This window comes from Winogradskyella sp. 3972H.M.0a.05, from assembly GCF_040493455.1.
In the GTDB taxonomy this organism is placed as follows: domain Bacteria; phylum Bacteroidota; class Bacteroidia; order Flavobacteriales; family Flavobacteriaceae; genus Microcosmobacter.
Genome location: NZ_JANFDA010000002.1, coordinates 168,967 through 192,634 on the forward strand (window position 1 = coordinate 168,967; position 23,668 = coordinate 192,634).

Below are 23,668 nucleotides of genomic sequence, written 5' to 3' on the forward strand. Positions count from 1 at the left end.
CTTTAAACCATCTCAGCCTTCCCTAAATCATTGTTTGATGATTTGCTTTGAAACTGAACTATTTTCAGAATAAATTTTTAAAATATAGACACCACTATTCAGATGACTAAGTAAAATGTTTTGACTTTGCTTGGTTTCCAACACTTTTTTACCAATGGCATCATAGATTACAACACTATCGATAGGAAAAGACGCTTCAATATTTAAGTAATCCTTAATTGGGTTTGGATGAATTACAATTTTCACATCATTATCTTCAATCTCATTTATTGATAGCGATGAAAAGATAAAGTCGTTGTTAATAGGATCTGTATTGCCATAATAATCTTGTGTACCATTGCCATCATTGAGATCGGCATTGATAACATTATCTACTACAAAGCCAAAACCAGCCAGTGCTAATGCTATAGGATCGTTATTTTCCAAGATTTCTATTTCTCCGCTAGTCGGCGCATTATCTACAATGAATGAAAATATTGGTATAGCTACACCTGCATTATGTGATGTTGTAAGTTCTGAGGTTGGTACAGGTAGGGAGAATATCCACAAATCCTTAGTGCCATCTCCTATCCCAAAGTTATTTTGCAAAATGCTACCTGTTAGAGCAGTGTTTACCTGCCAACCAGAACCTAAAATTTCTGTAAAGCTACTAGCTTGTATTGCATTTCCAGATGTTATCGCTAAAGTGATCTGTATATCTGCCATATTGGGGTCTGCATTGGTAAAGTCTGGTGTAGCTACAAAAGTAAATTCATAGGGGTTATCTGTATTGTTGTAGTCACTAACTATACCGAATTGGTAGTTTTGACCTGTCAAAGACAAGCTTGTTATCAATAACAAGATGTGTAATAAACGTTTCATAATAATTTGGTTTAAAGGGGTTAATCGTTATTAATCTGTTGTTTGTTTTTCTGATTGATTTCAACATCAAATGCCATTCTCGATGTAGATACTGCAGCAGGCAATTGTTCCTGAATATTATATCCATAGAACTGTAATATGATGTTTATAGGATGATTAAGGACATTATCTCTTAATACATTAGCATCATTATTTGATCCTATAATATTTGCTCCTCCAGTAAGGTTAATATCTTCATTGTTGTATCCTGATACGCTGAAACCGTAAAATTGAATTATTTGGTTTACTGGGTCATTCAGTATTTTATCTCTGATTGCATTAGAATCGTTTGCTGCACCAATAATATTTACTTTTCCATCACCATTGGTATCACCTGCCCACATACCTAGCACTCCTGCTGGCATGCCCGAACTAGTTTGAGCACCTGTTCCGAAGGTTGGTATAGTTCCATCTGAAAAATCTATTGTTGTAACCGTATCGCTATCTAAAGCGATTGATGATGCACTCATTATACCTAAATGGTTGCGGTGCTTTACAGCGATATAATAGTTACCAACTGGTACATCAGCTTCAGTAACACCTTCTGTTGTACTTGTAATAAAGCCATCTCTACGAAGTAAAAATGAACCACTAAACACAACATTAGTATTATCTGCAGCATCTCTCAATTCTACCAGAATCCAGTCAATAATACCTTCTTCGTCGTCATTTGTAAATATACTTGGGTCACATGAAGTGATTCCATCGTATGGACTTACCGAAGGAAGGAATCCATTTGCTCTTAAATCATCTCTCATTAGGTTCAAACTTCCTCCAGATGCATTTAGAGAAGCGCCTTGCAGATAGACTTTAACTTGGAACTTAACTGGAGGGCAATCAAATCCATTATCATTTACGGCCCATCCGTGTGTATCAATTAAATTTTGTCTTTCCACTTCACTAGTGCAATAGGTGTTTTTTCCACCTCCAAAAACAATATTTTGAGGTATATCGTCAATCCCATCTCCATCTAAGCCACTACTATCTGTATTCCACCCTATTAGAGTCGCATCATAGTTTGCTACTGACATTTTAATTCCTCCAGGACCAGAACCAAACATTTCTTCCATACCATCTTGAAAACTTATGTCAACAATACTTCCAATATCCCATGAACCTAGATTTTGATCAAAATTGTCTGCATTCCTAAACATTCGGTACATATTGGTTACACTACTAACATTCCAGCCTGATATATCTTGATTAAACAGTTCTGCACCTTCAAACATCGAAGTCATGTCCTCCACCTTGCTTACATTCCAACTAGAAATATCTCGATTGAATAAATATGCACCGTCAAATAGGTCTTCCATGTCTTCTACATTACCAACATTCCATGTAGATATATCACCATTAAAAACCTCTGCAGCATCAAACATTTCATACATAGAAGTTACATTTGAGGTATTCCAATTATTAAGATCTTGATCAAAGGCTAAGGCTGAAGAAAACACGCCTTCCATATTGGTGACACTACTGGTGTTCCAATTGTTTAGTGGCTGATTAAAGGCTTCGGCTTCATAGAACATATAGGATAGACTCGTGGCGCTACTCATATTCCATCCATTTAAGGGTTGGTCAAATATGACACAGGTAGAGAACATTTCATCAAAAATCTCCACATTACTCACATCCCAATTATTCACATTAGCATTAAAGGACAAACAGTCATTAAACATAGTTCCCAAATTTGTCACATTTGAAAGATCTGGTGTATCTATGGTTGGATTAGTGATATTTAAATTTGCGCAATCATCAAATGCACCTTCCATAGAAGTCCACTGGATACTTCCCCATTGCTCAATAGTTAATATCTTCTCATTATCACCTCCATCGTCAAAATAGATTCTAGGGAATGTTCCGCTAATAGCCACAGTATAAGTTCCAGCCACACCATAATCGTGAGTTATATCTCCAGTAACATTAGCATCTTCAACATTGAAGGTGACACCGTCATAGCTCCAATCCACTTGATAGTTATATGATTCTCCAGGGAACGTTGGGATAGTAATTGAAGTTGCATTAGAATCTCCTACATTATCCGTTTGCCATGTAGTAATAAAGTAGTCGGTAGGATCACAATCTAAACCTCCATCACTAAAAGCCCAATTAAAATTGGTAATGATACCTTGCTTTGAAACGTCTCCAAGGCAGTAAGTAGCATCGGTACCAAAGTTAACATCATCCTGAAGGGTGAGCTGACCCCATTGTATTAATAAATCATCATAGTTTGTGGACGAAAACGCTGTTCCGACAAGCATCTGGTTTGCTAACTCCACATTAGACACATCCCAACTTCCAATAGGCTGATTGAATAATGTGGCTCCATTGAACATCCAGCCCATATCTGTCACTTGTCCTACATTCCATCCTGATATATCCTGATTAAAGTTTACAGCATTTTGGAACATGCCATACATAGTCGTTACCTGTGCGGGAATCCAGCTAGATATATTTCCATTAAAATTAGTAGCTCCTAAGAACATAAAGAACATATCCTCAACCTTACTCACATCCCAGCTATTAAGATCTTGATTAAAATCTTCAGCATTGTTGAACATCCAGCCCATATCTGTTACATTACCAACGTTCCAATTGTCTATAGGTTTGTTAAAGTCCGAAGCTCCTGTAAACATAAATCTCATAGTTTCTACCTGAGAAGTATTCCAGTTATTGATATCTTGGTTGAAGATTACGGCACTGTTAAACATACTGAGCATGTTGGTAACATTACCTACATTCCAATTATTTAAAGGCTGGTTGAAACTACTAGCGTTTCCAAACATGAGAAACATATTTTGAATTGAGCTAACATCCCAATCATTAATGGATGTATTTGCCACCATAGATTGACAGCCATCAAACATTCTTGATAGGTTAGTCACATTTGAAAGGTCTGGAATGTCTGTCGCCAGCATATCCATGTTTTCGCACTCTACAAAGCCATTCTCGAAAGAGGTCCACGGATTGGTTCCCCATTGATCAATGCTGATTAATTTTTCGGCATCGCCAAAGAAAGATCCAATAGCCATAAATCTTGGGAATGTACCCGTTATTCTTATCGTGTAAGTACCTACACTAGCATAAGTATGTGTAATGTTTCCATTGACATTTCTATCAACATTACCATCTCCCCAATCTATTGAATAATCATAGGTTAATGTATCGTCTGTATAAATGGTAATTTGATCATCACCACTATTACCGCTATTATCAGTTTTCCAAGTTGTAACAAAAACATTGGTACTGGTTGCAAACTGCTCTGGATTAATGTTTCCGAAAGTGCCATTGTCATCTGGGATTATATCAAATGAGTTGGCATCTACGACAGTCCCTGTGTTATCATATATATTTCCTGAACTCGCTGAGATTTGATAGTAGTCTCCTACACTTGCTTCTCTAAATACTGATGAAGGCATACCTCCTATACTTGGCAAATTAATACCTCCAAAATCAGTACCGTATAACACATCTACAGGGCAACAGGCGCCACCATCTCCAACCCCAACAGCATCTAGGATGACTCCAAAGGCAGATAAATCGTCTGCAACACCATCATCATCTGTATCAATATCTGTTACATTTACCGTTCCAGAAAATGAACTGGTTAATACTACCGTATGAGTTGGGTCTACTATATTTGACATGGTAGTCAATAACAATCCATTAGCATCAAAAGTCCCTGCAAAGTTTTCTACATTCTTAACAACACCTATATCACTGGTATCCGTATTTCCTTGAATAACTACAAAGGCTCCCGAAAAGGCTTCTCCAGGGGTTCCGTAAATTTCAAGTTCTTGTGTACTATTTGAAGTTGTAGGTTGGTACTCACTAATATAGATAGGAAGCGCAGGGTTTTCTGTTACTGTCACTGTAGACTCACAATATGAAAAACGTCCCAATTCATCAATACTCACTAAATACAGGGTATTTTCTCCGATATCTTCGGAGGTATATGTAATTGAATCCATTTGTCCATCAGTACCTGGTGTACCATTTAAATCTCCATTAAAAATGCCAGTTGCAGGGATAGTATCATCATCCTGACTTATAATTACCACTTGCATATAATAGGTAGTCCCGGCACTTAAGAACACCTCATCATCTCCACTGAAAGAGCCCAAATAAACAGAAGGCTGTTGGTATACAAAGGCATCAAGAAATCCAGGTCTATCCGATATATTACCAGTATTAGGTGCAACAGGTGCGTCACTAATAATTGCAAATAACAGATTGTTTGGACTTGAAGTGGAAAAATTAAACCCTGGAAGGTATAAGTCATCAGTAGGTACGGTAAAAGAGATTTCTTGATAGTATTGCCCAGTGCCATTAGCGATAACATCATCCGTTGGGCTGCTGGTATTAGTTTCTCCTGCAAATAAGCCACCAATTCCACCTATGCTTGGATCTGTTTCAGTTAAGTAAAGAGTAGCGCCTTTTCCTATACATGGTCCTTCTGACCCATCAAATATGTTATAAGTGTGGACAGTGACATTTCCATTAAGATTTAAACTCACAGTAATATCTTCACAAATAACCTGAGAAGGTCCTATGGTTGCATTAACATTAGCTGTACATGTGTCCTTATTCCCAGCTGCATCATATACGGTTAACTCGTATTGATGTGTACCACCATCTTGACATCTAAGAAAATCATTTATGTTCCCGTCAACTAGCTTTAGAACAACTCCTTCATTATCTGTAGAACCTCCATCCAATACATCACCAGTCACTTCGAAAGAATTAGATTCTACCGTTACAGATGGGTTTAAACAAACAGCATTGGGTGCAATTGTATCATAAGGTTGTCCATAGGTTCCAATTGGAAAAGGAACAAGGGCTTCACTATTAGTCGCTGGTGAATTATAATCAAGGACTCCTCCATTTGGAAGTCTCCAGTTTGCTATATTGAATGTGCCATCTGGACCTGTACTATTTACACGATAAGCCCAGCTCGTTTGGTAATCCCAAGCTGTTCCTGTACCGTCAGCATTAATATCACCAAAAGTATCCAAAAGGGTTGGTGCTCCACCTGAATCTAAAAATAGCTCTACAGCATCATCTCCAGAGGCATAAAGTTGAAATACATTACCTAAATCAAAATCTGGAACAAAACCGAAGAAGTTCTCAAAATTATTTGTTCTCAATGCTAAATACAAAAACTGACCAGCTGTTGCAGAACCCGATAAATAAAATTCTTGTCCATCAGAACCTCCTCCATTATTCGATACTCCTATGGCGTATAGACTTAGGTCCGCTATATCACTAACAGCATATAATTCAATAGCTGAATTGCCAAATCTTTCAACTACTCCAGTAATCATTAAAGGTGATGATTCAAGAACGGTATAAGTAAAACTACAAATGGCCGTATTCCCAGCATCATCTGTAGCTGTAAATTCCATAACCGTATCTCCAATAGGAAAGTCGCTTCCTGAAGGTAAACCTGCTGTTTGAATTACAGTTACACCACCACAAGAATCTGTAGCAGTAGGCGCCGAAAATGTAATATTAGCAGTAGTCTCTCCAGAATCTACTATAAATGTTGCATCGGAATTACAAGAATCAAATACTGGGTCATCATTGTCTACAACAGTCACCGTAAAACTTCTAGTAGTGGTGTTCCCTGCTCCATCTTCAAGTTCGAATGTATTTGTAGTAACTCCCAAAGGAAATGGTCCACTACCAGCTATACCCTCAGTTTGCGTTAAGGTTACATTACAGTTATCGATTAGGACTGGATTGTATGGCAATATAAATCCTTCACAATTAGTTCCTGTTGCATTAACGGTTTGGTTATTTGGAATCCCATTTAATATTGGAAATATAGTGTCTCCAATAAAAACAGTAAACGAGCACTCTGCTGTATTTCCACCAGCATCAGTAGCACGATAGGTTACTGTGGTCGTTTGGTTAACAGGGAAAAGTTCCCCGCTTGCAAAACCTTCAATCAATTCAATAGTTAAAGGACATTCTCCATCTGTGTTATCGCTAAATGTCGGAATATCATAGGTCACAACAGCGTCATTACATTCTTCTCGTACAATATTTTCAGGACACGTTAGATTTACTGGTGAAATATTATCTACAACTGTTACCGTAGCGTCGCAACTATCACTGTTACTGGCATTATCAAATACAGTTAATGTAACCGTATTGGCTCCTATATCGGTACAGTCGAATGTGTTTTTTGAAAGTTGAAAAGCTGCAACTCCACCAGAAGACCCATTATTGATTTCAGGGTGGGATAAATTAGCATTTCCATCTGTATCTAAAAAGATTGTCGCGTTCTTACACCTAGCAACTGGTGGAATAACATCTGTATAATGCACTTCAAATTTTAAATCTCTTGCATTATCGCGAATCCAAAAATCTCCATCATTATTAAATAAAAACCCACCTGTATAGTCTAAACTGTTGTTATCAAAAGAATCAACGTTACTATAGGAAGCCTTCCCAATTGTACCTTCAATAATAAAAGTATAATCTTGCCCAGCAGTCACCGAGATGGGTGTAGACAATTGTATGGTTTGTGTCGTTTCTGATGAGCTTGTATTCCAGCTAATGGCTTGTCCATTAGTTCCATTGATAGGTGTGAAATTCTGGCCAGAACCAGTAAATGGTACTTCATTATAAAATTTTAATTGACCATTAACAACTTGGGTTACTTCATCAGTATATACACGAATACTTTTTATACTTCCGTTACAAGTAGCAGTAAAGGACTGACCATGATTATAAGTATTTCCATCTCGAACCTCATTTGTGATTAGTTGTTCAATATTGTCTGAAACATTACAAGTTTGAGAATAATTGGCATTCGGTAAGAATAATGCAATTAGAAATACTGCAAGACTTAGAATTTGCGTTTTCATGCTAAAGGGGTTATTATAGATTTCCACAACAAAACTATAATGCACCTTAATGCGATGAAATAAGTGCAAGCACTTACAATATACGTACTAGTACTTATATAAAGGGTCCAATATTACAATTCTCCTATAATATCTTTGTTGAGTAATGCCCAACTGGTAAGTGTATTTGTGCTTTTTGACAAACCTAATTTATTGATGATATTGGCTCTATGCTTGTCTATTGTCCTGATGGAAACGCCAATATCGTCAGCTATGGCTTTAGAGGATTGATTTAGAGCAATACGCTTTAATATTGATACTTCTGAAGCTGTAAGATGGCTTAATTGCTTCAACTCGTCTTTTGTATTACTTAATGCTGAATCTTGGAAATAAGGACTAAAAAATTCTTCATTGTTTAATACTGATTCAATACATTTTTCAATGGTAAAAAATGAATCTTCTTTTAATAAATAAGCTCCAATATTCAAGGCTCTGGCTTGTAATATGTATTCCTTTTCTTTGTGATAAGACAGCAAAATAAATTTGGTTTCTGTTCGCTTTTCTCGCGCCATCTTAAAAACTTCAAAAGCATTGAGTAATGGCATTTCTATATCGAGAAGAGCCAATTTTGGTTTCAAAGTCAATATCAACTCCAAAGCTCTCATCCCGTTGTCTGCTTGCCCTATGATATTATAACCATTAGAGGTTAATTCATCATACAACCCTTTGAGTAACATTGGGTGATCGTCTGCTATAACAATAGAAGCCTCTTTTTTCATATCAGACATTTATTGGAGTGGTTATATTTACTATCGTTCCTCTATCTACTATGCTGTCAATATATAGTTGGGATCTTATAATTTTTGCTCTTTCTTTTAACGTTTTCATTCCTAAGCTCGTGACTTTCCCAAACGCATCAGAGACATTAAAACCTTGACCGTTATCTTCAATTTTGGTCATTATCTGCTCTCCTTTTCTTTCTATATCTATTGATACTGCTTTTGCTTTGGAATGCTTCAAAATATTATTGAGGCTTTCTTGAATAATCCTATATAGATGTATCGAAGCCTCTTTAGAAATCAAATCATCAACATTCTGCATATCTAAAGTAAACAAGATATCTGAATTATTATCTAATTCGTCCACTAAAGCGTTCACAGCTTTACCAAATCCAAATCTATTCAACACAGCGGGATGCAATCCCCGAGATATACTTCTCAGTTCCTCTAGCGTACCTTCAGCTAAGCTTTCCATGGCATCATCATTCTTTTCCTTGGTCTTCTTAGTCAATAGCATTAATTTTTGACCTACACTATCATGTAGCTCCATTGAGATACGCTTTCTTTCCTTTTCTTGTTCATTAATTAGATTCTGAGAAAATCGCTCTAGTAATTTTTGCTTGTTTCTAGCAAACGCTCTGGTTCTCGTTAAATATATGATTAAGAAAATCGTTAATAAGCCTATCCCTCCGAACAACATCCATTGCTGTTTTACCTTATTCTTAGCATCTAGAATGGTTATTTCGGATTCTTGTGAAGCAATCTTAGCATCACGCTTTTCAGTTTCATATAAAGTCTGATAATACGACAGTGCCTGAGTTTTTTTCAAGCTTAATATGGAATCATTGGCCTTGGTAAATTCTTTATAATGATATAACGCCTTGTCGTTATCGTTTTGGGCTTCATAAATATTGAAAAGCAACTCATGGGCACCCATTGTGTTTTCGAACGAATTTGATGCAGCCTGACTTTCGTAGTATTGCTTGGCATGGCGTAAGGCTTTTGGGTAATCCTTTTTTGCTAAATAATAATACGCCAAACCTTGTACGTGCATATCCTCGAACAAGCCTTTCGTGTATCGGTCAGGATCGCTTTGAATATCCTTTAGAATCTCTGTGGCTTTATCTAAGCTATCTACTTGTGAATACGATGTAAGTAACTTATTTAATAACTGAGGCACATATTGATCTTCTAATTCTGAACCTCTTGCATACTGAAGCGCTTGCTTTAAATTTTTAATTCTTTCCTTATGATTTCCTTCTTTGCTATTGTCAATTGCAGCATTATACAGCGCAGATAGCAAACCAGAATAATACTTGGCAGATTTTGATAATGCAATTGCTTCATCACGTTCAATTTTAGCTTCTACAAAAAAACCGTTCATACTATACAAATCGGCTCTAGAGCTTTTAGTATTTACAAGCCTTATGGTATCTTTTGTATTTATGTATAACTCTTCCACCTCTTGTAACATTCTCGAAGCTTCGACCAGATTGCCTAATCTAGCATATGCATCAGCGATGTATTTTTTTGAGATACCATAGAGTATCGAATCTTTAGATTGAATGGCATGTTTGGATGCTATATCATAAACATTTATTGATTTTTCAACATCACCAGAAAAATAATAGCTATCTCCTCCATTGAGGTAAAATCGTGCTAATAATGCATCATCAGTAACTGGCAGTTGCAAAGCTTCAAATTCTTCATAATAGGCTTTACCTTCTTCTGGTTTGCCCATTCTATTGGTAAGCGACCAAATGAGACGTGCGGCTTGTCTGTTAGCTATATTAAACGAATCTAGCTCAATTGCAAAATTCACCGTAGCCTTAACAATTGAATCGTACTTAAACTCTGGTTTATCTCTAGTAATCCAGCATAGACTATCTAGCAATTCTAACTTTTCAAGGCTTTCAGATTGTTTAATTTGTTGCTTGAGATCATTGACGAGTTCAGGCGTAATTTCATTTTGTGCTGAAATGTAGCTACAGATTAAAAAAAGTAATATGAATGAGAGGCGCTTCATAACATTATACTTAATCTTTTACATAGAATTATCAATGATATTTTGCACGACTTCGGGATTCAACAGTGTTGAAGTATCTCCAAGATTGGACGTGTCCTTATGTGCTATCTTTCTAAGTATCCTACGCATAATTTTACCTGAACGTGTTTTTGGCAATCCAATTGTAAATTGAATCTTATCTAGTTTTGCAATAGGTCCAATACGCTCCGATATCAATTGATTGATTTCTTTCCTAAGATTATCATGGTTTCGGCTTTCACCAACATCTTTCAAAATTACATAACCATATAAGGCATTCCCTTTAATATCGTGCGGAAATCCAACAATAGCAGATTCAGCAACTGCAGGATGTTCGTTAATAGCATCTTCTATTGGTGCAGTTCCAAGGTTATGGCCAGAGACTATAATAACGTCATCAACACGACCTGTAATTCTGTAATACCCAACCTCGTCTCTCAATGCTCCATCTCCTGTGAAATATTTGTTTTTGAAGGCTGAAAAATAAGTATCCTTATAGCGCTGGTGATTTCCCCAAATCGTTCTAGCCATAGAAGGCCAAGGGAATTTAATACATAATCGCCCAGAAACTTGATTTCCTGAAATCTCCTGCCCTTCTTCATCCATTAATGCAGGTTGAATTCCTGGCATTGGCAACGTAGCGTATGTTGGCTTTGTTGGCGTGCTAAATGGAATTGGTGAAATCATAACACCTCCTGTTTCCGTTTGCCACCAGGTATCCACTATAGGTGCTGCTTTTTTCCCAATATTATCATTGTACCAGTGCCATGCTTCTTCATTTATTGGTTCACCTACAGTTCCTAAAACTTTTATTGACGATAAATCATAAGGCTCTACAACCTCCAATCCTTCTTTTGCTAAAGCTCTTATGGCTGTTGGTGCTGTGTAAAACTGATTGACTTTGTGTTTCTCAACAATTTGCCAGAAACGTCCATAATCTGGATAACTTGGCACACCTTCGAACATCACAGTAGTTGCTCCATTCGCTAATGGTCCATAAACAATATAGCTATGTCCTGTAATCCAACCTATATCTGCTGTACACCAATAGATATCGTCTTCTCTATATTGAAACACATTCTTAAACGTATAGGCTGTATAGACCATATATCCTGCAGAGGAATGCACCATTCCTTTTGGTTTTCCAGTAGAACCTGAAGTGTATAAAATAAATAAAGGATCTTCAGCATCCATAATTTCTGGATAACAGTCATTATAGGCTTCGTCCAATAATGGTTGTAACCAATGATCACGACCTTCCTTCATGTTGATTTCAGAATTAATACGCTTAGCTACTAACACAGATTCCACACAATCGCACTGCTCTAAGGCTTCATCTACTATACCTTTTAAATCTATAGTTTTAGAGCCTCTAAACGAGCCATCTGCTGTAACAACAACTTTAGCCTCACAGTCATTGATACGTGTTGCTAATGCTGTTGCAGAAAACCCAGCAAACACAACCGAATGTACTGCTCCTATCCTAGCGCAGGCTAGTACTGCATAGGCTAATTCGGGAATCATTGGTAAGTATAGACATACACGATCGCCTTTATTTACGCCTTGTTCTTTGAGCACATTGGCGAACTCGCAAACTCGTTCGTATAACTCTTTATAAGTGATATGCTTTGCGTCTTCATCAGGATTATTAGGTTCAAAAATGATTGCCGTTTTATCACCTCTTACTCTCAAATGCCTATCGATACAGTTTTCTGTGATATTCAATTTGGCACCGTCAAACCATTTTACTTCTGGTTTAGAAAAATCCCAGCTTAATATATTATTCCATTTTTTTCGCCATACGAAATGTTCTTCTGCTATTTCTTCCCAAAACAATTCAGGATTTCTAACAGATTGACGATAGACTTGATAGTATTCTTCAAGATGTTTAATATGATAATTACTCATTCAATTCTTTTTAATGATGACTGGCTTCTCCCGCTCCTGAAGGTATTCTGATATTATCAACAATATCCTGTACGTCTTTTGGTGGGGCTTTAGTAAACTTCATTACTAATATTGCGACTATAAAATTAAGAATCATTGCCACAGTTCCAAACCCTTCAGGCGAAATACCAAACCACCATTCACTCTTATCAGGCAATGTTTCGTCAAACCAACCTAGTTTGTATTTTATCATATATAGTAGCATCGCAACAATCCCAACAATCATTCCTGCAACTGCGCCTTCTTTGTTCATCCGCTTATAAAAAATTCCAAGGATTATTGCTGGAAAAAACGATGCAGCAGCGAGCCCAAACGCTAATGCTACGACGGCTGCGACAAAGCCTGGAGGGTTGATACCAAAGTAACCCGCTACACAAACTGCGCCTACTGCAGAAAGACGCGCTGCGATCAATTCTCCTTTTTCAGAAATATTTGGCTTGTATACTTTCTTGATTAAATCGTGAGATACTGCCGAAGAGATTACCAGTAATAATCCTGCTGCTGTAGATAACGCTGCAGCTAAACCTCCTGCAGCTACAAGAGCTATGACCCAATTTGGCAACCTAGCGATTTCTGGATTTGCCAGTACCATGATATCTCTGTCAACATATAATTCATTCTTACTATCGGGATTTGGTTTACTAAAATCGAATTTTCCATTTTCTCCTTTAATAAATGCATCACCAGCTAAGTATTGAATATTCCCATCTGCATTTTTATCAGTAAACACAACCAATTCTGTGGTTTCCCACTTTTTGAACCATTGTGGAACTTCTGCATAAGGCTTATCTGATACAGTTTCAATTAGGTTTGTTCTGGCAAATACAGCCACTGCTGGTGCTGTTGAATATAGAATTACAATCAATAACAATGCTATGCCAGCTGACTTTCGAGCATCTCTAACGCGTTTCACAGTAAAGAATCTAACAATAACATGCGGCAATCCTGCTGTACCAACCATTAAGGCTAAAGTAATTGCAAAGACATCAATCATGGATTTAGAACCTTCAGTATATTCAGCAAAACCTAATTCTTTACTCAATCCATCTAGTTTATCCAATAGATAGGTTCCTGATCCGTCACCAAGTTCACTTCCAAAACCTAATTGCGGAATTGGATTGCCAGTCATTTGAATGGAAATAAAAATAGCAGGCACCATAAAGGCAAATATCAGTACGCAGTATTGTGCTACTTGTGTATAGGTAATCCCTTTCATACCACCTAAAACAGCATAGAACAATACGATAAGCATTCCTATAATAACGCCTGTGTTAATGTCTACTTCCAAAAACCTTGAGAACACAATACCAACACCACGCATCTGTCCTGCGACATACGTAAAAGATACCAATAAAGCACAAACTACAGCAACAATGCGAGCCGTTTGTGAATAATAGCGATCACCTATAAAATCTGGCACTGTGAACTTTCCAAATTTCCTTAAGTAAGGTGCTAATAGTAATGCTAAAAGCACATAGCCTCCTGTCCAACCCATAAGGTATACAGCACCGTCGTATCCTGCGAATGAGATAATCCCAGCCATGGAAATAAAGCTGGCAGCACTCATCCAATCGGCTGCTGTTGCCATGCCGTTTGCTAATGGCGAAACTCCAGTTCCTGCTACGTAAAATTCTTTAGTTGAGCTTGCCCTAGACCATATCGCGATACCAATGTATAATGCAAAGGTTAGCCCTACTAAAATATAGGTCCAATTCTGAACGGATATGGCTTCTATCATTAAACTATTCATCGTAGCCATATTTTTTATCGAGTTTATTCATGAGTCTTACATACACAAAGATGAGTATCACGAAGACATACATAGAGCCTTGCTGCGCGAACCAGAATCCGAGTTTGAATCCACCAATCTTGATGGTATTCAATTCATTTTTAAATAGAATTCCAGCGCCATACGACACCAAAAACCATATAGCTAATAGTATTAAAACATACTTAATATTAGCTTTCCAATATTGTTTTGCCTTGTCTGTTTTATTCATGGTTAGTTTTTAAACGTTCAAAATACTGCTTAAGCTCTTTGACTACTCTTGGCGCCAGAATGACTGTAGCAACCATAGTTGGAATTGCCATTAGTGCAAAAACTCCATCTATGAAATCAATCATGGCATCAAATGAAGTAGTAGCAGCCAGAACTATACTCGCAATATACAAGTAATTGTAATAGTGTTTTCGCTCGGCTCCAATTAGAAATGACATGCACTTAGTACCATAGTATGCATATGAAAACAATGACGATATACTAAATATAAAGACACAAATCATTAGTAAATAATGTCCCATTCCTGGCATAGCATCTTTAAATGCTGAAGCCGTTAAGCTCACTCCATTATCTGAAGTAGTTTCCCAAACGCCTGTGACCAATATTGCAAGAGCTGTTAGTGTGCACACTATTAAAGTATCAATCACTGGACCCAACATAGCTACCAAGCCTTCGCGAACAGGTTCATCTGTTTTTGCTGCTCCATGAGCCATAGGTGCAGTTCCTATACCAGCTTCATTGGAAAACGCACCTCGCTTTACTCCCAATAGCACCAGTGCACCTAACATTCCTCCGAATACGGCATCGCCTTTAATATAATTTGCTTCAAAAGCATCGGTGAAGATTAGGGCTAAATATTTAGGTACTTCAGTATAATTGACACCAAGGATTATTAAAACTAAAACAAAATATAAGATTACCATAGATGGTACCATTTTAGAGGCTATGTCACTTATTCGTTTTAAGCCTCCAAGAATAACAATAGTCGTAAATATGACTAAAACACCTGCTATTATGAGATTTGTTGTAAGGCTTACTTCTACTCCATTAGGAATTAAAATGATATCATTAATTGCTTGTTTTAGCTGATTAACATTAACTACTGGAAGTGCTCCAAGCATACCAAATATTGAAAACAGTATCGCTAGAAACTTCCAGTTCTTACCTAAACCTTCACGTATAAAATACATTGGTCCACCTTGCAATTCTCCATTAGTATCTTTTCCACGATACATAATTGCCAGAGTCGATGTAAAAAACTTTGTTGACATCCCAACTATAGCGCTAATCCACATCCAAAACATAGCTCCTGGTCCTCCAACTGAAATGGCTAGCGCAACACCAGCAATATTTCCCATACCAATGGTAGACGATAATGCTGTAGTTAAGGCTTTGAAATGACTTATCTCTCCAGGGTCATTAGGATCGTCATATTTACCACGCAATACCTGAATAGCATGAGCAAAATAGCGAAATGGTAAGAAACGAGATAAAACCAGCAAATACAATCCTCCACCTATCAATAAGACTAATAGAGGTAATCCCCAAGCCAATGACGAAAAGTCTGAAAGTAGTTGGTCTAGCTTATCCATGAAGTAGTGGCAGTGAGTTGGTTTTACAGGTTTATAAAAGTAGGAAAAAGTATGTATCTAGAGATATGCTTTAGACCTAAATAAAAAAAAATACCTAAATTTGATTACCCCTTGCCCACAAATCAAAATAACCTACTTATGAAAAATGTATTACTTACACTCGCTGTATGTGTGTTTTTAGTAGCTCCGATTAATGCGCAAACACATACGATTGAAATTCACCAAAACAACAGAGTAGCTTCCTTATTAATGGAGGCTGATGAGTACAATAATTGGATTGTTAACGATCAATTCAATAATGCTGGGATAAGGCACGCGCTTTTTCAAGATATCTATCAGATGTTTGATGATGATTTTGACTTTATATTTTTAATTCTGAATGAAGATGAGCGCCCAGACAACCTCCCTTTTGGGCAGTTAATTCAAGTATCGAATGCTGTACAAGGTATTGGGAAAAACATTTATAACAATGCGTCAAATTATGGTTCTGACGGAAAGCTAAAAGCTGTTATGCATCTTACTAAAAGAACCTATCTACGATCTGGCCCATCACTGCATGAAGTCATGCATAATTGGGGAAATTCGGCCATATATACCGAAACTGTATCAACTTCTGGAGACAACCTAGATTCTTTTCCATTTCAACCACATTGGGGATTTACAGGTGGTAGCAATAGAGGACAACTCGGAGGTTTTGACCAAAATTCTCTTGTTGAGAATGGAAGTAACTCTTATACCGTGGATTCTTTTGGACCGAATGCCAATGGTGGTAATTCTATCCCCTATACTGAATTTGAACTGTATTTAATGGGAATGATTCCTATTACAGATGTAACTGACTTTGATGTATTCACAGACATTACGTCCTTGACTGTAAATACATCTACATTTGATTTTGTTGCACAAGGTAGAACGACTTATACGTCCACTTCATTGGCTAGTCTCTTAGGTCCAAGAATTCCATCGTATCAGGACTCTCAGAAGGATTTTAAACTATTGGTTATGGTATTGACTAACACACCTCTTACGGATGCTCAATGGAACTTACTCGACGACCATTCTGAAAAGTTTGGAAGAATAGGATCAGACGATGCTTCGCATACACATAACTTCTGGGAAGCGACTAATGGCCTAGGGACTATGGAAACTGGAAACCTTCAGGATTCTCTAGGTGTTAATGATGTTGCTCTCAATGATGCTGTGAAGATATATCCAAACCCTACTTCAGATGAATTATATATTGAATTTTCTGAGCAGCAAAACATGCAAAGTATCATAGTTTATAATTCGCTTGGTCAACAAGTCTTATACAATACCTTAAATGCTTATCAAAACACGCATAGTATATCTGTACGCAACTTTCCAAGTGGATTATACTACATTCATTTAAAGGATGATAAGAATCAGGTATTGGTGAAGAAAGTTGTTGTGAAGTAAGCTATTATAGCTGCTATTTTTTGTTGATTATTTTTTACAACCACAACTCCAAACATATAGATTTTATTCTATAAAATTATACCTTCGCTAAACAGAAGTTGGCAACAATTACTTATGAAAGAATTCTCAATTTTACTGGGGGCAGGTTTTTCTAAGGATGCCTTAATTCCAGATAGGAAATTAATCAACGATAAACTGAGATCATTAAAGTTTTCAGATTTTATGATATCGTCAGTCAGTATAGCATATTTTACAGGTGAAAATCATCCTAATTCAAGCTGGCAAAACGTTTATGAACGTAAATTTGTAGAATTTTTCATTGAGAAGTATAACGCATTATTTGATGATTTCGACTACGAAAGTTTATACGATTATGCGATGGGTTTATATAAAAACCACGAAACTAGTAAGGAGCTTCAAGAAATTTACGATGAATTTAAGAGCGAAAAGCCTCATTATCCAATTGACAAATTGAATTCGATTTCAATTGTCATCAGAACAATTGACCAATTAGTGGATTCTTTACTTTATTTTGACTCGGACATTTTTCAAAATGGTATAGTCAATAAATATTCTAGTTTTCTAAATCTCATTGATCATTTATCACAAAACGATTATAAAGTTAGCATTTTCACATTAAATCATGATTTGTTATTAGAAAGTTTACTACGAACTAGTCTCAATCATGCTTTCACGGACGGTTTTCAATATGAGTTTACGCCGTATTACATTAAACAAGGTGAATTGCAATATCGGATTAAATATTATACCAACAAATATGATGGAACTGTAAATATCTTCAAACTTCATGGTAGTGTTGACAACTACAAGGTAAATTATAGCCAACCATTTGATATGGTGAAAATTCCAAAGAAACTAAATCACATAAATTTATATCGTGAAAAGAAAACTGAAGACCAAAAAGTTACTACTGAAAACATATGGACTCTTTATGAATCAGATTTCCTAACAGGAAACGATACGAAGATTGAAAAGTATAAAAGTCACGACTATTATGTTGATATATTTACCCATTTTGAGGAGAGACTCGAACGATCGTCTTTATTGCTAATTCTAGGATATGGGTTAGCTGACAAAGAGATAAACAATAAAATCTTTGAGCACTTCGACTACAAAAAGAATAAGATAATTGTTGTAAAGCCTAGCAAGGGAAGTAAGGCATTTTATCGCGACGATAATATTGTGCATTATGGAAATGGCAAACTTACAAGTGATATAACAGTTGAAGAGATAATCAAATATTTAGATATGTAACAGTAGCCGACAACGTATCTAACAAATAACTAAAAACACTATCTATAAAATAACAACAAAACAAACGGCTACTTGTCATATAAAAAACCGTTAAACGCAATTCACAAAATCCTCACTAATTCCAAAACCCTCCCCTTTTGTTAATAACCGATTATAATTAAAACAGCTAATACTTTTAAATCAAGGCATTTAATTCTAAATTCACGAAGCATATTATCAAACATGATATAATTTCAACACTAATCAACCTAAAACTATAATTATGAATTGGTATTTAAAAGTTCTCAGACAATACGCAGACTTTAATGGCAGAGCAAGACGAAAAGAATATTGGATGTTTGTATTGTTCAATATGATGTTTGCCTTTGCCGCTGTACTTCTAGACAATCTTTTCGGTATTGCCATTGAAGGTGTTGGATATGGTCCTTTGTATGGACTATATGCATTGGCGGTTTTAATTCCTGGATTAGCAGTAGGTGTTAGAAGGCTTCATGACACCGGAAAAAGCGGTTGGATGATATTAATTGCATTTATTCCATTAATTGGAGGGATTTGGCTATTGGTCCTTATGGCTACCGAAGGGGATTCTGGAAGTAATGCGTATGGACCAGACCCTAAAGATCCTGATGCAGTGGGTTATATAGAGTCTGGATCTAATACAGGCGAATCTTCATCTACAGGCGATATGCTTATTCTTATAGCGGTAATCTGGATGTTTCTTAGTAGAACTTTTTGGGTCTTCGTACCTAGATTTGTAGACGATTTTTATTCAACAACAACCTTTAAGATACTAAACGGATTTATGGGGCTAATCTGGGCAGTGATTCCTTTGGCACTCGCTTTCGCTGTTAAGGATAAATCGAAGCGAACTGTATTGTTTGTACTTGCCGGTATTTACCTACTATATGGATTGTACGAAACTGTTGAACGGTTTTTCTTTATGTAGGATAGAATAGATTTCGATTAAATACTCAATTAAAAATATCTTACCATAGTTATACCTGAAATGGATAAGCTAGATTATAGTATATCGCTAAGAGAAAAGGGACTTTCCTCTGATGAGATTAAAAAGAAAATGAAAGAGAAAGGTTTCGATGATTCCGAGATACAACACTATTTAAAAAAATCGGATGAAATTTTCTTAAATCAATCCATCCACTATAGGAGATCAAAGTCCAGAAAGAAAATGAATAATGGTTTGAAAATGATAATTTTAGTGCTTAGCCTCATACTTCTAATTGGTGTTTTTTATGGCTACGCCACGATGGGTTTACTTGGACTATTTATTCTGTGGAGTTTAATTCGATACAGTTCCTACAAAAGATAAAGAATGCTAACTACAATGAAATTATAGGTCACAGCAAAACATCTAATTACTCCTTTAATTTCTAAATCTTACCTTTGTGTTTCAACCAACGCTAAGTGAAGATAACCCGACTCTATTTTATAGATGCATTGCGCGCCTTTGCTATCCTTATGATGCTACAAGGTCACTTTATAGATGCATTATTAGACCCAGTCTATAGAGATCCAAACAACATGGTGTTTTCTATATGGTCTTATTTTAGAGGGATTACAGCACCAACTTTTTTTACTATTTCCGGGTTAATATTCACCTATCTTTTACTTAGAGCGAGAGATAAGAACGAAGACAAAAAGCGCATGAAAAAAGGGCTCTCCAGAGGTCTCATGCTTATTGGAATTGGTTATGCTCTGCGAATCCCAATCTTTGATTGGTTTGCTCTAAAATTTACAACCTATGTACTGGTCATCGATGTACTCCAAATCATAGGTTTATCATTAATTGCTCTGGTCTTCTTATATCAGCTCTGTTTTAGAAAATGTCTCCTATTTGGTATTGTATGCTTAATTCTAGGCTTCATCGTGTTCTTTACCGAACCATTGTATCGTGACTTATGGTTAGAGGATATGCCTCAGTTTATCGCCAATTATATGACCAAAGCCAATGGTTCCATATTCACCTTTCTGCCTTGGTTTGGATACATGGCATTTGGTGCTGCTATAGCTGTATCGTTCTATAGGCACTTGCATCGTTCACGTTTCAAAATAGCTATGATTGCAACATTTGCCATATCTGGTTTTGTGCTGGTAGAGTGTTCTGCTTATTTCGCAAATAAATTATACTACCTTACAGATATTCAGCTATTTGAAGATGTCGCCTACTATAATTATCTCTTTACACGCTTAGGAAATGTATTGTTATTATTTGCGTTATTCTATGCTTGCGAACGCTTTTTGAAGCAGTCTCTAGTATCTAAAATTGGACAAAAAACCTTATCCATATATGTGATTCATTTTATAATCATTTACGGAAGTTTTACAGGATATGGATTGTCGCAAATCATTGGCAAAACACTGACACCTTGGGAAGCCATTTTTGGTGCTTTAGCGTTTTTGATTGTCGTAACACTAATTGCGCTATACCGTGTGAAGACGAATACATTTATTTATGGAAAACTGAAAGGTTTAGTAAAACGAATGAAACCTTCAACTAATTAAAGATTCTAACCAAAAGTTCCTTAAGTAAATCACCTTGAGGTACAGCATTAGCACCTACCCCTTTACTCTTTACATCAAAATCTCTAAGCACAGCCACAATTCCACTCACTTTCTTCATCGGAAAGTTACGAGCAGCTGTTACATACTCATTCACAAAATAAGGGTTCACTCTCAACGCTGAGGCTACATTGCGAGCAGACTTATCGTGAAGACCGTGATAATGCAGTAATTGCGAAAAGAAGTTAAACAATAGCGACACCGTTACTACCATTGGGTTATCCTTAGGATTGTCCGCAAAATACTTTACAATCTGATGCGCTTTCACTTCGTTACGCTCACCAATGGCTTTACGTAATTCAAAATTATTGAAGTCTTTACTGATTCCAATGTTTTCTTCAATATGCTCTGGCGAAATCTGAGTGCCTTCTGGTAAAACAATTTGAAGTTTTTCAAGTTCATTATTGATCTTACTGAGATCAGTTCCCAAAAACTCTACAAGCATCTGTGCAGCCTTGGGTGAAATGCTATACTTCTTTCCAGCAAGTACACGTCGAATCCAATCTGCAACCTGGTTTTCGTAAAGTTTCTTGCTTTCAAACACCAAACCAGATTTCTGTATGGTCTTATACAGTGCTTTTCGCTTATCAATCTTCTTGTATTTGTAATTGACTACAAGAATGGTAGATGGTTGTGGCTGTTCGGCATAAGCAGATAACTTCTCAATCGTACGAGATAAGTCTTGAGCTTCTTTCACAATAACGACTTGGTGTTCAGCCATCATTGGAAAACGCTTGGCATTAGCCACAATATCATCAACAGACACATCACGACCATAAAGCACCATTTGATTGAAGCCTTTCTCTTCATCAGAAAGTACATTGTTTTCAATAAACTCAGAGATTTTATCTATATAATAAGGCTCCTCTCCCATTAAAAAATAAATGGGCTTGAAATTTTTTGCCTTAATGTCTGCTACGATATGCTTAACCTCGTCCAAATTCTAAAATATCAAACTACAATGACCAAATACCAAAAAATGAAAGCTAGGAATTTGGATTTTAATTAATGGAATTTAACTTTGTTTAGTGCAAAAGTTAAACTTTCCAGAATGTTCTATTCGGCTCAAAAATAGCGAAAATAAAACGTTAATTTTTGATCCTATTCGTAAAAAATTTGTGGTGCTTCAACCAGAAGAATGGGTTCGCCAACATTGCATTCAATTTCTACTAAACGAGAAAGATTACCCTAAGTCATTGATTAATGTTGAAAAGCAAATAAAACTCAATGGTGTTACTAAACGCTACGATATTGTAGTGTTCAATACAGACGGAAGTATTCATCTTATTGTAGAATGTAAAGCGCCAAACATCACTATAGATCAATCTACCTTTGACCAAATTGCGCGTTATAATCTTGCCTTAAAAGCCAATTTGCTTATGGTGACTAATGGAATTAATCATTATTATTGCGACATGGATTTTGAACAAGAGCGTTATAACTTCTTGAGAGAGCTTCCTAGTTATCAAAAATGAAAATCGCAGTCGTCATATTAAATTGGAATGGCAAGGCATTGCTCGAGCAGTTTTTGCCCTCTGTTGTAGCATATTCCGCTGAAGCAAACATCTATGTGGCTGATAATGCTTCAACAGATGATTCTGTAGCTTTTGTAAAAGCTAACTATCCTGAAGTATCTATCATCCAAAATACTGTAAATGGTGGTTATGCCAAAGGCTATAATGATGCTTTAAAAGATGTCAATGAAGATATTTTATGCCTTTTGAATAGTGATGTAGAGGTAACAGAAGGCTGGCTGACACCTATTATTACAGCATTTGAAACAGATTCGAACCTTGCAATCGTTCAGCCAAAAATCTTAGATTTTGTCAGCAAAACAAAATTTGAATATGCAGGTGCGGCGGGAGGTTTTATTGATAAATATGGATATCCTTTTTGCAGAGGTCGCATTTTTAATACTATTGAAGAGGATAAGAATCAGTATAACAATGCCGAAATCTTTTGGGCTTCTGGAGCATGCTTTTTTATAAGAAAGGATGTGTTTGAAAGCTTAGCTGGTTTTGATGAATCGTTCTTTGCACATATGGAGGAAATCGATTTGTGCTGGCGTGCCTTCAATATCGGATTGACTTCAAAATATATTTCAGAATCCAAAGTCTATCATGTTGGAGGTGCTACATTACCTACCAACAATCCAAAGAAAACCTACCTCAACTTCAGGAATAGCTTATTCACGTTGACCAAGAATGCTTCAGGTTTCTTGCCAGGGTTAATATTTACCAGATTGGTCTTAGATGGCATTGCTGGTATTCACTTCTTAACTAAGTTTCAGTTTGCTAATATTATAGCTATACTACGAGCACACTTTGGTTATTATGTTGCATTATCAAGGCTTTTGAAGCAACGCAAAGCAATTCAACAACAACCCGATTACTACAATGTAAAGTCTATTGTAGTTCAATATTTTCTAAAAGGAAAGACAGAATTTAATCGTTTATAACTCGGTTAGTAAAAGTTTTGTTAAT

General features: G+C 36.4%; 15 protein-coding genes. 6 read left to right on the forward strand and 9 right to left on the reverse strand.

All coding sequences use genetic code 11. The annotated features are described in order from the left end of the window. Positions 1-27 precede the first annotated feature (27 nt). The 8 genes from NCE97_RS04220 to NCE97_RS04255 form a co-directional block, all read right to left on the reverse strand. Complete coding sequence (locus NCE97_RS04220) at positions 28-861, reverse strand: T9SS type A sorting domain-containing protein (RefSeq protein ID WP_353777642.1); 834 nt, start codon at positions 859-861, stop codon at positions 28-30. Positions 862-881: 20 nt separating this feature from the next. Further along, a complete protein-coding gene (locus tag NCE97_RS04225) occupies positions 882-7,775 on the reverse strand; it encodes a BspA family leucine-rich repeat surface protein (RefSeq protein WP_353777643.1) in 6,894 nt (2,297 codons plus the stop codon). Positions 7,776-7,888: 113 nt separating this feature from the next. Continuing rightward, complete coding sequence (locus NCE97_RS04230; RefSeq protein WP_353777644.1) at positions 7,889-8,533, reverse strand: response regulator; 645 nt, start codon at positions 8,531-8,533, stop codon at positions 7,889-7,891. 1 nt (position 8,534) lies between these two features. Beyond that, positions 8,535-10,559 carry an ATP-binding protein gene (locus NCE97_RS04235; RefSeq protein ID WP_353777645.1) on the reverse strand — a complete coding sequence of 675 codons (2,025 nt, stop codon included), beginning with the start codon at positions 10,557-10,559 and terminating at the stop codon, positions 8,535-8,537. 18 nt (positions 10,560-10,577) lie between these two features. Further along, positions 10,578-12,485 (reverse strand): acetate--CoA ligase, encoded by a 1,908-nt coding sequence (acs, locus tag NCE97_RS04240; protein WP_353777646.1) that lies wholly within the window; start codon positions 12,483-12,485, stop codon positions 10,578-10,580. 10 nt (positions 12,486-12,495) lie between these two features. Continuing rightward, positions 12,496-14,250, reverse strand: coding sequence for a sodium:solute symporter family protein (locus NCE97_RS04245; protein WP_353778262.1), 1,755 nt, complete (start codon positions 14,248-14,250; stop codon positions 12,496-12,498). A 16-nt stretch (positions 14,251-14,266) separates the two neighbouring features. Further along, positions 14,267-14,524, reverse strand: a complete 258-nt coding sequence (locus tag NCE97_RS04250; RefSeq protein WP_353777647.1) for a DUF4212 domain-containing protein — start codon at positions 14,522-14,524, stop codon at positions 14,267-14,269. Continuing rightward, positions 14,517-15,896 (reverse strand): alanine/glycine:cation symporter family protein, encoded by a 1,380-nt coding sequence (locus NCE97_RS04255; protein ID WP_353777648.1) that lies wholly within the window; start codon positions 15,894-15,896, stop codon positions 14,517-14,519. The genes NCE97_RS04250 and NCE97_RS04255 overlap by 8 nt, the downstream gene beginning before the upstream one ends. A 138-nt stretch (positions 15,897-16,034) precedes the next feature. On the opposite strand from NCE97_RS04255, the gene NCE97_RS04260 reads away from it, so the two are divergent. The 4 genes from NCE97_RS04260 to NCE97_RS04275 all read left to right on the forward strand — a co-directional run bounded on the left by NCE97_RS04260 (position 16,035) and on the right by NCE97_RS04275 (position 21,128). Further along, entirely contained in the window at positions 16,035-17,333 is a 1,299-nt protein-coding gene (locus NCE97_RS04260) for a T9SS type A sorting domain-containing protein (RefSeq protein WP_353777649.1), read from the forward strand. A gap of 114 nt (positions 17,334-17,447) precedes the next feature. After that, on the forward strand, positions 17,448-18,608 hold the full coding sequence (locus NCE97_RS04265; protein WP_353777651.1) for an SIR2 family protein: 1,161 nt from the start codon (positions 17,448-17,450) through the stop codon (positions 18,606-18,608). A 262-nt stretch (positions 18,609-18,870) separates the two neighbouring features. Further along, positions 18,871-19,554 (forward strand): DUF805 domain-containing protein, encoded by a 684-nt coding sequence (locus NCE97_RS04270; RefSeq protein ID WP_353777652.1) that lies wholly within the window; start codon positions 18,871-18,873, stop codon positions 19,552-19,554. A gap of 476 nt (positions 19,555-20,030) precedes the next feature. Further along, positions 20,031-21,128, forward strand: coding sequence for a heparan-alpha-glucosaminide N-acetyltransferase domain-containing protein (locus tag NCE97_RS04275; protein WP_353777653.1), 1,098 nt, complete (start codon positions 20,031-20,033; stop codon positions 21,126-21,128). Here the strand turns inward: NCE97_RS04275 and holA are convergent. Beyond that, entirely contained in the window at positions 21,121-22,125 is a 1,005-nt protein-coding gene (holA, locus tag NCE97_RS04280; RefSeq protein ID WP_353777654.1) for a DNA polymerase III subunit delta, read from the reverse strand. The genes NCE97_RS04275 and holA overlap by 8 nt on opposite strands. Before the next feature lie 88 nt (positions 22,126-22,213). On the opposite strand from holA, the gene NCE97_RS04285 reads away from it, so the two are divergent. Continuing rightward, positions 22,214-22,660: a type I restriction enzyme HsdR N-terminal domain-containing protein gene (locus tag NCE97_RS04285; protein WP_353777655.1), complete on the forward strand. Its 447-nt coding sequence runs from the start codon at positions 22,214-22,216 to the stop codon at positions 22,658-22,660. After that, the gene (locus tag NCE97_RS04290) at positions 22,657-23,643 is read left to right on the forward strand and encodes a glycosyltransferase (RefSeq protein ID WP_353777656.1); all 987 of its coding nucleotides are present in this window, start codon (positions 22,657-22,659) and stop codon (positions 23,641-23,643) included. Before NCE97_RS04285 ends, NCE97_RS04290 begins: the two co-directional genes overlap by 4 nt. The last annotated feature ends 25 nt before the right edge of the window (positions 23,644-23,668 follow it).